14 protein-coding genes and 2 pseudogenes are annotated in these 13,830 nt (G+C 66.3%); 8 read left to right on the top strand and 8 right to left on the bottom strand.

What is annotated here, in order from left to right:
- Positions 1-15 precede the first annotated feature (15 nt).
- Entirely contained in the window at positions 16-699 is a 684-nt protein-coding gene (gene lipB, locus ACM608_RS13360; RefSeq protein ID WP_419683816.1) for a lipoyl(octanoyl) transferase LipB, read from the bottom strand.
- 78 nt (positions 700-777) lie between these two features.
- On the opposite strand from lipB, the gene ACM608_RS13355 reads away from it, so the two are divergent.
- Positions 778-1,566 carry a hypothetical protein gene (locus ACM608_RS13355; RefSeq protein ID WP_419683814.1) on the top strand — a complete coding sequence of 263 codons (789 nt, stop codon included), beginning with the start codon at positions 778-780 and terminating at the stop codon, positions 1,564-1,566.
- Here ACM608_RS13355 and ACM608_RS13350 read toward each other — a convergent pair.
- The 4 genes from ACM608_RS13350 to ACM608_RS13335 form a co-directional block, all read right to left on the bottom strand.
- Positions 1,563-2,144: a GNAT family N-acetyltransferase gene (locus ACM608_RS13350; RefSeq protein ID WP_419683812.1), complete on the bottom strand. Its 582-nt coding sequence runs from the start codon at positions 2,142-2,144 to the stop codon at positions 1,563-1,565. The two genes, ACM608_RS13355 and ACM608_RS13350, sit on opposite strands and share 4 nt — an antisense overlap.
- A gap of 4 nt (positions 2,145-2,148) precedes the next feature.
- The gene (gene hemF / locus ACM608_RS13345) at positions 2,149-2,991 is read right to left on the bottom strand and encodes an oxygen-dependent coproporphyrinogen oxidase (protein ID WP_419683810.1); all 843 of its coding nucleotides are present in this window, start codon (positions 2,989-2,991) and stop codon (positions 2,149-2,151) included.
- A gap of 9 nt (positions 2,992-3,000) precedes the next feature.
- Entirely contained in the window at positions 3,001-3,453 is a 453-nt protein-coding gene (locus tag ACM608_RS13340) for a tRNA (cytidine(34)-2'-O)-methyltransferase (RefSeq protein ID WP_419683808.1), read from the bottom strand.
- A 71-nt stretch (positions 3,454-3,524) separates the two neighbouring features.
- Positions 3,525-3,692, bottom strand: a complete 168-nt coding sequence (locus tag ACM608_RS13335; protein ID WP_419683806.1) for a hypothetical protein — start codon at positions 3,690-3,692, stop codon at positions 3,525-3,527.
- Between the two features lie 416 nt (positions 3,693-4,108).
- Between ACM608_RS13335 and petA the strand changes: the two genes are divergently transcribed.
- The 3 genes from petA to ACM608_RS13320 are packed head-to-tail and all read left to right on the top strand — an operon-like array spanning position 4,109 to position 6,849.
- Positions 4,109-4,702 (top strand): ubiquinol-cytochrome c reductase iron-sulfur subunit, encoded by a 594-nt coding sequence (petA, locus tag ACM608_RS13330; protein WP_419683804.1) that lies wholly within the window; start codon positions 4,109-4,111, stop codon positions 4,700-4,702.
- Between the two features lie 11 nt (positions 4,703-4,713).
- Complete coding sequence (locus ACM608_RS13325) at positions 4,714-6,000, top strand: cytochrome b (RefSeq protein WP_419683802.1); 1,287 nt, start codon at positions 4,714-4,716, stop codon at positions 5,998-6,000.
- Between the two features lie 18 nt (positions 6,001-6,018).
- On the top strand, positions 6,019-6,849 hold the full coding sequence (locus ACM608_RS13320) for a cytochrome c1 (protein WP_419683800.1): 831 nt from the start codon (positions 6,019-6,021) through the stop codon (positions 6,847-6,849).
- Between the two features lie 377 nt (positions 6,850-7,226).
- Here the strand turns inward: ACM608_RS13320 and ACM608_RS13315 are convergent, their stop codons facing one another.
- Positions 7,227-7,673, bottom strand: coding sequence for a MaoC family dehydratase (locus tag ACM608_RS13315; protein ID WP_419685210.1), 447 nt, complete (start codon positions 7,671-7,673; stop codon positions 7,227-7,229).
- Positions 7,674-7,690: 17 nt separating this feature from the next.
- Positions 7,691-8,791, bottom strand: coding sequence for a redox-regulated ATPase YchF (ychF, locus tag ACM608_RS13310; protein WP_419683798.1), 1,101 nt, complete (start codon positions 8,789-8,791; stop codon positions 7,691-7,693).
- A gap of 431 nt (positions 8,792-9,222) precedes the next feature.
- On the opposite strand from ychF, the gene ACM608_RS13305 reads away from it, so the two are divergent.
- The 4 genes and pseudogenes from ACM608_RS13305 to ACM608_RS13290 all read left to right on the top strand — a co-directional run bounded on the left by ACM608_RS13305 (position 9,223) and on the right by ACM608_RS13290 (position 11,405).
- Positions 9,223-9,477, top strand: coding sequence for a PepSY domain-containing protein (locus tag ACM608_RS13305; RefSeq protein WP_419683796.1), 255 nt, complete (start codon positions 9,223-9,225; stop codon positions 9,475-9,477).
- A gap of 119 nt (positions 9,478-9,596) precedes the next feature.
- A pseudogene (locus ACM608_RS13300) lies at positions 9,597-10,400 on the top strand (MHYT domain-containing protein); the annotation flags it as partial.
- 71 nt (positions 10,401-10,471) lie between these two features.
- On the top strand, positions 10,472-10,750 hold the full coding sequence (locus ACM608_RS13295; RefSeq protein WP_419683794.1) for a hypothetical protein: 279 nt from the start codon (positions 10,472-10,474) through the stop codon (positions 10,748-10,750).
- A pseudogene (locus tag ACM608_RS13290) lies at positions 10,747-11,405 on the top strand (putative bifunctional diguanylate cyclase/phosphodiesterase). The gene ACM608_RS13295 and the pseudogene ACM608_RS13290 overlap by 4 nt, the downstream one beginning before the upstream one ends.
- Before the next feature lie 69 nt (positions 11,406-11,474).
- On the opposite strand, the gene ACM608_RS13285 reads toward ACM608_RS13290, so the two are convergent.
- The gene (locus ACM608_RS13285) at positions 11,475-13,757 is read right to left on the bottom strand and encodes a TonB-dependent receptor (protein WP_419683792.1); all 2,283 of its coding nucleotides are present in this window, start codon (positions 13,755-13,757) and stop codon (positions 11,475-11,477) included.
- Positions 13,758-13,830: the final 73 nt, after the last annotated feature.

Below are 13,830 nucleotides of genomic sequence, written 5' to 3'. Positions count from 1 at the left end.
AAATCGGCCCGGACCTTAACCAGAAAGACAGGCCGCCTCAAGAGTTCCGCCCGCACGTGCGGAAAAGCCGTCGAGAAATACGGGAAAGCCGTCGGCAAGCGCGCGATCGAACGCGGGCATGTCGGCTGCCACCCCAAGCTCGGCGAGGCTGGTGACCGGGTATTCGGCGATGCCGCAGGGCACGATGCCGCCGAAATGCGACAGATCGGGGTCGATGTTGACCGAGAAGCCGTGAAACGTGACCCAGCGGCGGACGCGCACGCCGATCGCGCCGATCTTCGCCTCGCCATTCGGGCCGTCCGTCCAGATGCCGATGCGGCCGGGTTCCCGGCGGGAGGGGACGCCGAGCGCGGCAAGGGCGGCGATCACCCATCCTTCGAGCGCGTGGACATAGCAGCGCACGTCCCGGCCGCGCTCGGCCAGGTTGAGCATGACATAGCCGACGCGCTGGCCGGGGCCGTGATAGGTGAAGCGCCCGCCACGTCCGGCATCGTAGACCGGGAAGCGATCGGGCTGGATCAGCTCGGCACGGTCGGCGCTGGTGCCGGCGGTGTAGAGCGGCGGGTGTTCGAGGAGCCAGACGAGTTCCTCCGCAGTGCCCCCGGCTATCGCGGCGGCGCGCGCCTCCATCTCCACCAAAGCCTCCGGATAGCCGGTCAGGCCGGGCGTACTGCGCCATTCCGGGTCGGGTAAGTTCATGGGCGCGATCTGGCGTCGCGGCGGGCCGGTTGCAAGCGGCAAGGGTGGCCCATAAGGCTTGCACCCGAGGAGACCGAGTTGAACAGAACCGCCATCAGCGACGCCGCATCTTGGGCGGGAAGCTTCATCAAGGCGGAATGGCGCCTGCTGCTGCCGGTGGCGCTTGCCTTCTTCGCATTGCCGCAGCTCGCGGTGCAGGTCTTTGCGGCCGATGCGCTGACACTGGCGGAAGCGCAGCGCGGGTCGCCCGCGATGTTGCTGTGGTTCCTGCCGATGATGTTGGGCAACATCGTCGGCGGCATAGCGCTCTCCGCGCTGGCGATCGTGCCGCGCATCACGGTCGGCGACGCCATCGGGCGGGGTATCCGCCGCCTGCCGACCCTGTTCGTGGCCTGCGTGATCCTGGTCGCCGTGCTCGCCGCCGTGATCTTCGCGGGAATGATCGTCTTCGGTGTCGCGGCGGCGGGGCTGGGGCTTGGCCGCGCCGGCATCGTGACGCTGTTGAGCGCCTTTGTCAGCATCGTCGGGATCATCTGCGTCGTGCGGCTGACCTTCCTGTTCCCGGCGCTGGCGGATCATGAATCGACCGCGCTGGCGGCGCTGAAGGAGACTTGGCGGCTGACCCGGCCGGTGTTCTGGCAGCTGCTCGGCCTCTTCCTGCTGCTGTTGGTGGTGAGTGGCATCATCGGCCTCGCCATCCAGGCGTCGCTCGGCAGCGTCCTCCTGCTTCTCGGCAAGATGCTGGGGGGCGAGGCGGTAGCGCGGGCGCTGATCCTGATCATCACGACGGCGATCGGCGCGGCCTTCAGCGGCGGCTTCTATGTCCTGTCCGCCGCCATCTACGCCCAGCGGCGAGGCGCTACTTAAAGAAGCGGGATCTGGGGCGCGGCCTCGCGCGGGAGGAGGCCGGTCTGGCGGGGGTCGGGGAAGGTCTCGACCGCGGTGGCGAAGGGCGTGAAGCCGGCCTTGCGGTAGAAGCCGAGCGCGGCCGGATGGTCGAGGGTGCAGGTGTGGACCCAGACGCGGGTGACGCCCTTGCGCCAGAGGCGGGGCAGCGCCTCGGCCATGAGCCACTTGCCATGACCCTTGCCGGCGAGTTCGGGGACGAGGCCGAAGTACGACAGCTCTGCCGTTGCGCTCTCGCGAAAGTCGAGTTCCAGGAGGCCGATCTCGATCCCTCTCGGATCGGCGACGGCATAGACCTCGACCGCCGGATCATGGACGATGGCGGCGAGTTGCGCGTCCGACATGGCCAGGCGGGAGAACCAGAGCCAGGGCGCGCCGACACGGGCGAACAGGGTGCGGTAGCGGTCGAGCGCAGGCTCGGCCCAGCGCACCAGTCGCAGCGGGGAAGGCGGCATCGGGCGCAGTGGCGGGCGGGCGGTCATCTCCAGCGAGGTGACGATCGTCGCGATCTCACCCTTCGGTACGACGGTCAGCGCCATCGCCTCAGTTCCAGGCAGCGAGCGGGGGCAGGCTCATCAGGATGGCGTCGACATTGCCGCCGGTCTTGAGGCCGAAGGAGGTGCCGCGATCGTAGACCAGGTTGAACTCGGCATAGCGGCCCCGGTACTCCAATTGCCGCATCCGGTCCGCCTCGTCGAAGGGCGTATCCATCCGGCGGCGGACGATGCGGGGGAAGATGTCGAGGAAGGCCTCACCCACCGCACGGGTGAAGGCGAAGGTCTCGTCGAACCCGCCCTCCAGATGGTCGTAGAAGATGCCCCCCACGCCGCGATGCACCTCGCGATGGGGGATGTAGAAATAATCCTCCGCCCATTGCCGGTAGCGGTCGTAGTCGGCGACCGGGTGCGCGTCGCAGGCGGCGCGCATGGCAGCGTGGAAGTCGGCGGTGTCCGCCTCCACCGGGATCGGCGGGTTGAGGTCCGCCCCGCCGCCGAACCACCGCTTCGTGGTCACGAGGAAGCGGGTGTTCATGTGGACGGCGGGGACATGCGGGTTGGCCATATGCGCGACGAGGCTGATGCCGGTCGCGAAGAAGCGCGGATCCTCGCCCGCGCCGTGGATGGTCTTGGCGAAGTCGCCGGTGAAGGCGCCGCCGACCGTCGAGACGTTGACGCCGACCTTCTCGAAGACGCGGCCCTTCATCAAACCGCGAACGCCGCCGCCGCCGGGTGACCCGTCGTCTTCGGTGCGGTCCCAGGGGAGGTATTCGAAGGCGGCGTCGCTGCCGGCTTCGCGCTCGATGCTCTCGAATTCCGCGCAGATGCCGTCCCGCAGGCCTTCAAACCAGCGGCGGGCGGCGGTCTGTTCCTCGTCCAGTTCGATCATACAGCCAGTTCAGTCATCGGGGAGCGTTCCAGTCTGCCTCATCGCCTCGGCCAGCGCGATGCCCGCCGCGACTGCCACATTCAAGGACCGGAAGCCGAGCCGCATGGGGATTCGTACGCGTATGTCTGCCACGCCGTGGACGTGATCCGGCACGCCGGCCCCCTCCGATCCGAGGAGCAGGGTATCGCCGGGATCGAAGACGGCATTGACCGTGGTCAATTCGGCGCGGGTGGTGAGGAGGACGATGCGACCGCTGCAGGCGGCGCGAAAGGCGTTCCAGTCGGCATGGCGCGCGACCGGGGCGGAGTCGGCGTAATCCATGCCCGCGCGCCGGAGCGCACGATCCGAGAAGGGGAATCCGCAAGGCTCGATGATATCGACCGCCGCGCCAAAGCAGGCGGCGAGGCGCAGGATCGTGCCGACATTGCCGGCGATGTCCGGTTGGTAAAGCGCCAGTCGCATCGCCGGCGCTTAGGCGGGCGTCATCCTGCCTTGCAAGCCGCACGGTTCAGCGGCGGCGGATCGGCATGGAATCACCACTGCGCCAGGAAGTCCACCTCCACATGCTTCGGCGTGACGTTCTCGTCGGCACCCCGACGTCGCCTTGCGGCCGCCCCCTTCTCCTCCGAGCGGAAGGCGCGCAGGAACGAGAGGACGGAAACCGGTGCGAAGAACGAGCGCAGCGCCTGGCTGTGTTCCATGAAGACCCCCAAAGATCGTCGATCCATCCCCATGAACCGCGCAGAGACGCTGGTTGACCGGCGCCTTAACCATGATGCTAAGCCGATGAAATCCGGGTGGGACAACAGCGTCTGTCACCGAACCGGCGAGTTCCGAGGAGGGAATGCTCCGTTTCGGACTGGCGGCGGGAACGGGGCTGGAGCAACGCCCGCGCGCCGAGTCCCGACAGGCGATAGAGTGTCCAAAAATATGCGAGTCGTTCGCAACGCGGCGCCAGTGTCAGGCCAAGCCAAATTGCTGTTGGCAAAGCCGCTTTCCGGGGGCTATCAGGCCGCGCAGCCGCCGGGGGGACCGGGTGGTCGGCGCGTGTAACCGGGGCTTTGCCGATTGGCACAATCCACGCTCACGCGGCCGTATCGAAGCGCAAGGGTTTGGCATGGCGACGCCTGAACAGACGATTGATCCCAATCAACGGCCTCCGGTTATCGGTAGCGAGCATGAGGAGGGCCAGGGCGTTCGCCGCCGGGACTTCATCAACATCGCTGCGGTCAGTTTCGCCGGCGTCGGCGCGGTCGCGGTGGCGATCCCGCTGGTCAACCAGATGAACCCGTCGGCCGACGTGCTGGCGCTCGCCTCGATCGAGGTCGATATCTCCAAGATCGCGCCGGGACAGGCGATCAAGACGATGTGGCGCAAGCAGCCCGTCTTCATCCGCAACCTCGTCCCCGCCGAGATCGCGGCCGCGAACAAGGTGCCCGCCGCCGAGCTGCGCGACCCGCAGACGCTGGCCGAGCGGACCAAGGCCGGCAAGGAAAACTGGCTGATCACGCTCGGCGTCTGCACCCATCTTGGTTGCGTGCCGCTGGGTGCCGGCGAAGGCGAGAGCCGGGGCGATTTCGGCGGCTATTTCTGCCCCTGCCACGGTTCGCATTACGACACGGCGGCACGCATCCGTAAGGGTCCGGCGCCGAAGAACCTGGTCGTGCCCGAATACGCGTTCAAATCCGACACCGTCGTCCAGATCGGCTGAGGTAGAAACAGATGAGCTTCCCCTGGGCTGAACATTACGAGCCGAAGCTGCCGCTGATGCGGTGGATCGACGAGAAGCTGCCGCTGCCGCGCCTCGTCTACAACGCGGTGGGCGCCGGCTATCCGGTGCCGCGCAACCTCAACTATTTCTGGAACTTCGGTGTGCTCGCCGGCCTTGCGCTGGTCGTGCAGATCGTCACCGGCGTGATCCTGGCGATGCACTATGCCGCCAACGCCAACATCGCGTTCCTCTCCGTCGAACAGATCATGCGCGACGTGAACTCGGGCTGGATGCTCCGCTACGTCCACGCCAACGGCGCGTTGATGTTCCTGGCGGTGGTCTACATCCATATCTTCCGCGGCCTTTATTACGGATCGTACAAGGCCCCGCGCGAGATGGTGTGGCTGCTCGGCGTGGTCATCTTCCTCCTGATGATGGCGACGGCCTTCATGGGCTATGTGCTTCCCTGGGGGCAGATGTCCTTCTGGGGCGCGCAGGTGATCACCGGCTTCTTCTCGGCGATCCCGCTGGTCGGCGAGCCGATCCGCCAGCTGCTGCTCGGCGGCTTCGCGCCGGACAACGCCGCCCTCAACCGCTTCTTCTCGCTGCATTACCTGCTGCCGTTCGTGATCGCGGGCGTCATCATCCTGCACATCTGGGCGCTGCACATTCCGGGCTCGAACAACCCGACCGGCGTGGACGTGAAGGGTCCGCAGGACACGGTGCCGTTCCACCCGTACTATACGGCCAAGGACGGCTTCGGCGCCGCGGTGTTCTTCCTGATCTTCGCCCTCCTGGTGTTCTTCGCGCCGAACCTGCTCGGCCATCCGGACAACTACATCCAGGCGAACCCGCTCTCGACGCCGGCGCATATCGTGCCCGAATGGTACTTCCTGCCGTTCTACGCGATCCTGAAGGCGTTCACCGGCAACTTCCTGTGGATCCCGGCGAAGCTCTGGGGCGTGATCGCCATGTTCGGCTCGATCCTGCTCCTCTTCTTCCTGCCGTGGATCGATAAGTCGCCGGTGCGGTCGGCCAATTACCGGCCGGTGTACAAGTGGTTCTTCTGGGTGCTGGTCGCGGACGTTGTGGCGCTCGGCTATCTCGGCCAGGCGGAGCCGACGACCTTCGTCGTCCTCGCCAGCCAGATCTGCGCCGGCTACTACTTCGCCCACTTCCTGATCATCCTGCCGATCGTCTCGGCGCTGGAGAAGCCGCTGCCGCTGCCGAACTCGATTTCGGAAAGCGTCCTGCACGGTGAAGAGCAGGAAGCCCGGCCGATCGGCCAGACGGCCTAAGGGGGAGTTCGAGTACACATGGCACGTCTCATCGCCTTCCTCGTCGGCTGCGGCTTTCTTGCCGCCCTGGTCTTCGCGGTCCTGGTCACGCCCTGGGAAGCAGCACCCGAGAGCGCTTCGCACGAGTTCCATCGCGAGCCGAAGGAACTGACGCTCGCCTCCGATGGTCCGTTCGGCAAGTTCGACCGGCAGCAGCTTCAGCGCGGCTTCCAGGTCTACAAGGAGGTTTGCGCCGCCTGTCACTCGCTCCACCTCGTCGCCTTCCGCGACCTGGAGGGGATCGGCTTCACCAAGCCGGAGGTGAAGGCCATCGCCAAGCAATGGGCGATCGAGGTGCCGGACGTGAACCCGGACACCGGCGAGCCCGCGACCCGCAAGGCCATGCCGAGCGACTACTTCCCGTCGCCCTATGCCAACGAGACCGCCGCGCGCGCCGCGAACAACAACGCGCTGCCGCCGGACCTTTCGCTGATGGCCAAGGCGCGCGAGGGTGGCGCTCCGTACATCCACTCGCTGCTGACGGGCTACAGCAAGCAGCCGGCCGAGCTTCTCAAGAAGTTCCCGGATGCCAAGACCCCGACCGGCCTGTACTACAACCCGTACTTTGCGAACCTGAACATCGCGATGCCGCCGCCGCTCGTCTCCGAGGGGCAGGTGACCTATGCCGACGGGACCAAGCCGACTGTCGACCAGATGTCGCAGGACGTGTCCGCCTTCCTGGTATGGACCGCCGAGCCGAAGCTGGAGAGCCGTCACCGCACCGGCGTCGCAGTGGTGATCTTCCTGCTGATCGCGACGGTGCTGGCGTACATGTCCTACCGGAACATCTGGGCGGGCAAGAAGCACTGAGCCTGACGCTCGGGTAGAGAACAGAAGGGCCGTCCGGGAGACCGGGCGGTCTTTCTGTTTGGTGACGGCTGGTCGCTCGCAGGCATCATCCGTTTGGATGAGGTGAGAGGGCGAACGCCCGTACTTGTGAAGTCATGCCAGCACAGGCTGGCGTCGCTCGGTGTCGGAGTTCGGTCCGGTCACGCAGGAACACCGCGATGCCAGCCTGTGCTGGCATGACGGCAAGGCTGCGCGGGGACGCGTTTTGTCCCGGAGCGACGCCCACCTATCTTACCTGTTCGTACTAAGCGAAGTCGAAGCGGAGGTTTCGAGGGTCCCGCTTGTTGCCAGTCCTTCGACCTCGCTCAGGCGAGCGGGGTGGTTGGGCGCAGGCGCCGCTACGCCGGCCGCCGCCGCATCAGCAGGATCGCTTCATAGGTCATCACGTCCTCACCGTGCTGGTTGCGGGTGGTGACGTGGCTGCGGATCGAGCCGATTTCGGGTTTGCTGCGGGACGGGCGGATCTCGGTGATCCTGTTTTCACCCGACAGGGTGTCGCCGGGGTAGACGGGTTTGAGCCAGCGCAGATTGTCGACGCCGGGGGAGCCCAGGGCGGCGCTTTCCTCTGTGTCTCGCGCCTGCAGCTGCATTCGCATGGTCATCGCGCAGGTATGCCAGCCACTGGCGGCGAGCCGGCCGAAATGGGTCTGCGCCGCCGCCTCCTCGGAGAGGTGGAAGGGCTGGAAGTCGTATTGCCGGGCGAAGGCGATCACCTCGTCGCGATCGACGGTGAGGGGGCCGAAGAGCATGACCTCGCCGACCGCGAGATCCTCAAGATAGCGTATCGCCATCAACCTGCCCCTCAGACGTTGAAGCGGAAGAGCATGACGTCGCCGTCCTGAACGACATAATCCTTCCCCTCGGAGCGGAGCTTGCCCGCGTCGCGGGCGCCCGCCTCGCCCTTGCAGGCCACATAGTCGTCATAGGCGATCGTCTCGGCGCGGATGAAGCCGCGTTCGAAATCGGTGTGGATGACGCCCGCCGCTTGCGGGGCCTTGGCGCCCTTCGACACCGTCCAGGCGCGCGTCTCCTTCGGCCCGCAGGTGAAGAAGGTGAGGAGGTGGAGGAGGTCGTATCCGGCGCGGATCACGCGAGCGAGGCCGGTTTCGGTCAGGCCGAGGTCGGAGAGGAAGGCGGGGCGGTCCTCCGGGTCCATGGTCGCGATCTCGGCCTCGATCGCGGCGGAGATGATGACGGCCTGCGCGCCCTCCGCCTTCGCCTTTTCGAAGACGCGCGCGGAAAGGGCGTTGCCCTCGGCGGCGGAGCCTTCCTCGACATTGCAGACGTAGAGGACGGGCTTTGCGGTGAGGAGCTGCGCCTGTTCGAGATGGCGCGCCTCGTCCTCGTCCTTCGGCTCGGTCAGGCGCGCGGGCTTGCCATCGCGGAGAAGGTCGAGCGCCTGGGTCAGCACGGCGGCGGCGGATTTCGCCTCCTTGTCGCCCTGCTGCCCCTTCTTGAGCAAGTTGGGGACGCGCTTTTCCAGGCTTTCGAGGTCGGAGAGCATCAGCTCTGTCTCGACCGTCTCCGCATCCGCGATCGGGTCGATGCGGTTCTCGACATGGGTGATGTCGTCATCCTCGAAACAGCGCAGGACGTGGACGATGGCGTCCACCTCGCGGATGTTGGCGAGGAACTGGTTGCCGAGGCCTTCGCCCTTGGACGCGCCGCGGACGAGGCCGGCGATGTCGACGAAGGCGAGCTGCGTCTCAATGATCTTGGCCGAACCGGCGATCTCGGCGAGCTTCTGGGCGCGCGGGTCCGGCACAGCGACGTTGCCGACATTCGGCTCGATCGTGCAGAACGGATAGTTCGCCGCCTGCGCCGCCGCCGTCTCGGTCAGCGCGTTGAAGAGCGTCGACTTGCCGACATTCGGCAGGCCCACGATGCCGCATTTGAAACCCATGCGAAGAAACCTCGGTGGCGTAGGGACAAGGCCCGATAAGCCGCGGTCGATAGCCGGTTGGCGAGAGGGAGGGAAGGCGCGCGGCTGGGTATGTTGCCGCCAATCCGCAGTCATCGGCAACGCGGGCATAGTCGCTGTCCTACAGCGTTACGGGGGGCGTACTCTCACGTCCATGATCGCCGACCGACGCCAATGTCAGCCGCATCCTGTCCCGCAGGTGCCGCGCGCCTGTCGTTTCGGCGGCGCTCAGCCGGCGCGCAACCGCCGCATGAGCGCCGCGCTTGCGGCGCGTTCGCCCACCCCCGTCCGCTTTCCCGCTGGAGAACTCCGGGACGAACCTTGCGCCAGCCGCAACTTTCGCAACTTTGCAGGCGAACGGATACCGCGCCCGCCGTCCTGCGTTGCGGCGCGCAGAAGAATGGAGAAGTGCCATGCATCGTACCCTGATCGCCTTTGCCGCCACCGCCCTGATCGCCTCACCCGCGCTGGCCGATCGCGGGCCCAGCCAGGACGAGGCCGCCAAGATCGCGGCCAGCCTCACCGCCGCCGGCTTCAAGAGCTGGAACAAGATCGAGTTCAGCGGCAGCGTCTGGAAGGTGGATGATGCCCGCAGTATCGAAGGAAAGACCTACGACTTGCAGCTGAGCCCCAGCGACTTCGGCATCATCCGCAAAGACGGGGACTAATCCATTACGGGAATGCAACATCCTCGACATCATTGAAAAGACATGTTCTTCGGTTCGAATCCGATACATTAACTCCGCCATCCTAATCGGGGTCTCGTCGCAATTTGGGTGAGATCCCGATGTTCAATGTTGTGTCCTGTGTCGTACATCAGCATGACCATGTCCTCGTGGCGCTCGCCGCTGCGACATGGCTGGTCGGCAGCGTGGCGTTCTTCCTGCTGCTGAAGCGCGCCAATGAATGCCCGCGGGCGCGGCGGAAAAACTGGCTCGGCATCGCCGCCTTGGCAGCCGGCATCGGCGTCTGGGCGACCCACTTCATCGCCATGCTCGCCTATGACGGCGGCATGCCGATCAGCTTCGGGGTGGAGCGGACGGTCGTATCGGTATTCGTGGCGGTTTTCGCCTTCTGGCTGACGCTGACGGTACTCGGCGTCAAGCCGTCGGGGCGGCGCTGCGCTGGGGCGGGTCTCGTCACCTCGCTTGGGGTGGCGGCGATGCACTTCCTCGGCATGGCGGCGCTGATCGCGGCGGCGCGAATCGAGTATGACTTCGCGCCGGTCGCCATCGCAGCGGTGGTCGCGACGGCTGAGTTCGGGGGCGGGTTCCGGGCCTTCGCGCGGCTACGCGGTGCGCTTCAGGTGCCGGTCGCCGCGCTCGGAGCGATCGTGGCGGTGGTCCTGCTGCACTTCGGGGCGATGTCGGCGACGACGTTCGTGCCGGACGCCACCTTCGCGAGTGCGGAGAGCGGGTTCAGCCGGGGGTGGCTGGCGGGCGCGATCATCGTCGCGTCGACCGCGCTGACCCTGCTGACCGGCATGGCGGCGGTGGTGGACCGCGATCTGACCGACTTGCGCGGCCTCGCCGATGCCACGCTGGAGGGACTGTTCATCGTCAATAACGGCCGGGTGGTCGAGGCGAACGAACGTGCCGCCGAGCTGATCGGCTTGCCTGCCGCCGCACTCGCCGCGCGCATCTGGAGGATTTCGCGCGGGAGATGGACATCACCCGCGATCCGACCGCGGTGGGCGTCAGCATCGGCGTCGGCATCTGCCCCGACGATGCGTTCGATGCGGCAAGCCTGCGCCATGCGGCGGACATCGCGCTGTACCGATCAAAGGAGGCGGGGCGCGGCGTCGTCTTCTTCCTCGATCGCGCGATGGACGCGGCGGTGCGGGAGCGGCGTGCCCCGGAGAACGACCTGCGCCGCGCGATCTGGCGGCGTCAGCTGCACATCGCCTATCAGCCGCTGGCTCGACCGCCGAGGGCCGCGTGACCGGGTACGAGGCGCTGCTACGCTGGGAGCATCCGGACTGGGGCAGGATCTCGCCCGAGCGGTTCATTCCGATCGCGGAGGAGTCGGGCAGCATCATGCATCTGGGCGAATGGGTGTTGCGCGAGGCGTGCCGGGCGGCGACGAACTGGGACCGTCGCTGTCGGTGGCGGTCAACGTGTCGGCCGTGCAGTTCCGTGTCGGCGACCTGTCCGAGGTGGTCGCCAAGATTTTGGCGGAAGAAGGCTTCCCCGCCGATCGGCTGGAACTGGAAATCACCGAGAGCGTGCTGATGAAGGACCGTGACCGGGCGGTCGAGACGCTGCTGAAGCTGAAGGCGATGGGCGTCAGGATCGCGATGGACGATTTCGGCACCGGCTATTCGTCGCTGAGCAATTTGCAGAGCTTCCCCTTCGACAAGATCAAGATCGACCGCAGCTTCATCGGCGCGATCGAGGACGATGCGGCGGCGCGGTCGATCGTGCGGGCGATCGTCGGCATCGATCGCAGCCTGAGCCTGCCCGTCGTGGCGGAGGGCGTCGAGACCGAGGCGCAGCGGCGGATGGTGATCGAGGAGGGGTGCCCGGAGGCGCAGGGCTTCCTGTTCGGGCGGCCTGCGACAGGGCCGGCAGTGGTGGAGTTGCGGCGGCGAGCTTGAGGCTCTTGAAACAAGAGCGGCGGACAGGGCGCCCGGTCCGCCGCCAGTTACATCCGAAGGGGGTCTCCTTCAGAACTCGGTCTTGAGGGTCACGAAGAACTGCTGCGGTGCGCCGGTGAGGAGCGTCTGGCTATCGCCGCGATTGGCGAAGCCGTTGGTGCCGATCGTTGAGATGTACTTCTTGTCGAACAGGTTGGACGCGGTGCCCTCGATCGTGATGCCCTGCATGAACCCGGTTTCGAACCGGTAGCCGAGGGTCGCGTCGAAGATCACGAAGCCCTTCACCGAGGCGGTGTTCTCGTAATCGTAGAAGCGCTTGGACGTGTAGTTCGCCGCCAGACGGGCGATGAACTGCTTGTCGTCATAGGTGATCTCACCCTTGGCGAGATGCTTCGGCGCGTTGACCACGGTTTTGCCGTCGGTGCTCACGACCACCGCGCCCGCGGCGTTCACCACGTCGTCCTTGTATTGCGACTTGTTGTACGAATAGCTGCCGAACACCGAAAGCGCCGGGGTGATGCGGTAGGTGCCCGCCGCCTCGAAGCCGTAGGTCCGCACGTCCCCGACATTCTGGAGGATCGCCGGGTTGCCGAGGATGCCCGCGCCGTTGGCGAAGGAGATGATGCGGTCCTTGAAATCGACGTAATAGGCCGCGAGCACGCCCTGGAACCGGCTGCTGGTGGTGCGCAGGCCAACTTCCCAGGTGCCCGACTTCTCCGGCTTCAGGTCAAGCGCGGAGAAGCCGGCGGGGGTGGTGCCGAATGGACCGCCCGTCGAGGATTCGAAGGCGCGCATGTTCTCGGTATAGCCGGCGAACACCTCCTGCTCGTCCGTAAAGCGGTAGAGCGCGCCGACCTTGGGCAGGAACCAGTCGCGCGCCTGGATCTTGCCGCCGGTCAGGCTACCCTGCACGACGGGATCGGCCTTGTTCTCGACCTTCAGGCCCTTCCAGCCGGCGTTCACGACCAGCTGGCCGAGGTCCAGCGTGTCCTGCACGAAATACTGGTAGGTCTTGGTTTTGAAATCGAACTCCCACTGGGTGAGGAGCGGGTTCTTCGGGAACTTCAGCGGGCTCTGGCTCGGCTTGCCGGTGGTGTCGGCAAGGCCGTAGAAACGGCGCGCCTGGTTGAAGTCGTTGTCCTCGTACCAGCCGCCGACCTCGATCGTGTTCGGACCGGTCTCATAGGCGATCGAACCCGTGGTGCCCCAGCGGTCGATCTCGTATTCGGTGGTGCGGATGGTGATCGGCGCGCCGCCCGGTGTGCCGACATAGGGGGTGTACCACATGCCCCGGCCGCGGTTGCGGTGGTAATAGCCGTTGCCCTTAAGCGTCAGGCCTTCCGCCACCTCGCTATCCCAGCCGATGGAGGCGAGCAGATCCTTTCGCAGGCCCGCCGCGTCGTAATAGGCGTCGTCGGAGGTCTGGATCGGCGAGGGATAAACCGTCCCGGCGGAGGCATCCGTGACGGGCGCGCCGGTGTCGCCGCGATTGTTGGCGATATGCGCGACGAGGACGGCGAGGTCCCAGTTCTTTGCGAAGTTGTCCCAGTTGTAGCCGAGGCGGTCGATCATCGCCTTCGACAGATCCTGGTAGTCGTTCTCCCGGCGATCGGACCAGTTGACGAAGGCGTAGACCTTGCCGTTGGCGAGCGGCTGCTCGATGCGGGCGTTGATCTGGTGCTGGCGCTGTTCGCCATCGCCCTTCCACTTGTCGGCATTGTGATAGGCGTAGCTGAGCGATGCCTTGGGACCGCCATCGCCGAGGGTGCCGGTGTCGAAGCGAGCGAAGCCGCGGAAGGTGTTCTCGCTGCCATAGGTGCCGTTCGCTTCCAGCCCGAGATCGTCCTTCGGACCCCGCGTGAAGAACTCGATCGTGCCGCCGAGGTTCGAGGCGGAGGCGGCGGAGAGCGCGCCCGCGCCCTGCGCCACTTCGACGCGGCCGGTGTTCTCGCTGATGAGGGCGCGGCTGATGTGCAGGCCGTTATGGTTGCCGTAGCTCATGTCGCCGAGCGGCACGCCGTCGAGGGTGAAGCCGAGCTGGTTCTGGCTGAAGCCACGGATCGAGATGCGGGCGGACCATTCGTAATTGCCGAATGGATCGGCCGACTGGAAGTTGACGCCGGGCAGCTTGTCGATCGCCTTGAGCGGGCTGGTGCCGGGGGTCTGGAGCGCGATGTCGGCGCTGCTCAGCACCTGGACCTGACGGGTCTGGCCCTGGCCGGTGACGACGATCTCATCGGCGGCTTCGCTGGCGACGTCGGCGGGCGCTTCGTCGGCGAAGGCCGGTGCGGCGGCGGTGATCGTCCAGAGAGCGACGGTCGCGGACAGCGCGGTGATGCGCGAGATTTTCATGGCTTGCCCCTTTGCTCCGACACTTTGTGTGCGGTGCAGCGCGACTAAGCGCGGGGCGTGGCGCGATCGTTAC

Origin of the sequence: Sphingomonas sp. ID0503, from assembly GCF_048565625.1 — a bacterium.
GTDB lineage: Bacteria > Pseudomonadota > Alphaproteobacteria > Sphingomonadales > Sphingomonadaceae > JBLZUR01.
This window is presented reverse-complemented; position numbering and strand designations above follow the sequence as displayed.

Coding starts and splice junctions, on each gene's coding strand:
- lipB (WP_419683816.1), bottom strand. CDS start 699: ATGAACTTACCCGACCCGGAATGGCGCAGTACGCCCGGCCTGACCGGC.
- ACM608_RS13350 (WP_419683812.1), bottom strand. CDS start 2,144: ATGGCGCTGACCGTCGTACCGAAGGGTGAGATCGCGACGATCGTCACC.
- hemF (WP_419683810.1), bottom strand. CDS start 2,991: ATGATCGAACTGGACGAGGAACAGACCGCCGCCCGCCGCTGGTTTGAA.
- ACM608_RS13340 (WP_419683808.1), bottom strand. CDS start 3,453: ATGCGACTGGCGCTTTACCAACCGGACATCGCCGGCAATGTCGGCACG.
- ACM608_RS13335 (WP_419683806.1), bottom strand. CDS start 3,692: ATGGAACACAGCCAGGCGCTGCGCTCGTTCTTCGCACCGGTTTCCGTC.
- petA (WP_419683804.1), top strand. CDS start 4,109: ATGGCGACGCCTGAACAGACGATTGATCCCAATCAACGGCCTCCGGTT.
- ACM608_RS13325 (WP_419683802.1), top strand. CDS start 4,714: ATGAGCTTCCCCTGGGCTGAACATTACGAGCCGAAGCTGCCGCTGATG.
- ACM608_RS13320 (WP_419683800.1), top strand. CDS start 6,019: ATGGCACGTCTCATCGCCTTCCTCGTCGGCTGCGGCTTTCTTGCCGCC.
- ychF (WP_419683798.1), bottom strand. CDS start 8,791: ATGGGTTTCAAATGCGGCATCGTGGGCCTGCCGAATGTCGGCAAGTCG.
- ACM608_RS13305 (WP_419683796.1), top strand. CDS start 9,223: ATGCATCGTACCCTGATCGCCTTTGCCGCCACCGCCCTGATCGCCTCA.
- ACM608_RS13295 (WP_419683794.1), top strand. CDS start 10,472: ATGGACATCACCCGCGATCCGACCGCGGTGGGCGTCAGCATCGGCGTC.
- ACM608_RS13285 (WP_419683792.1), bottom strand. CDS start 13,757: ATGAAAATCTCGCGCATCACCGCGCTGTCCGCGACCGTCGCTCTCTGG.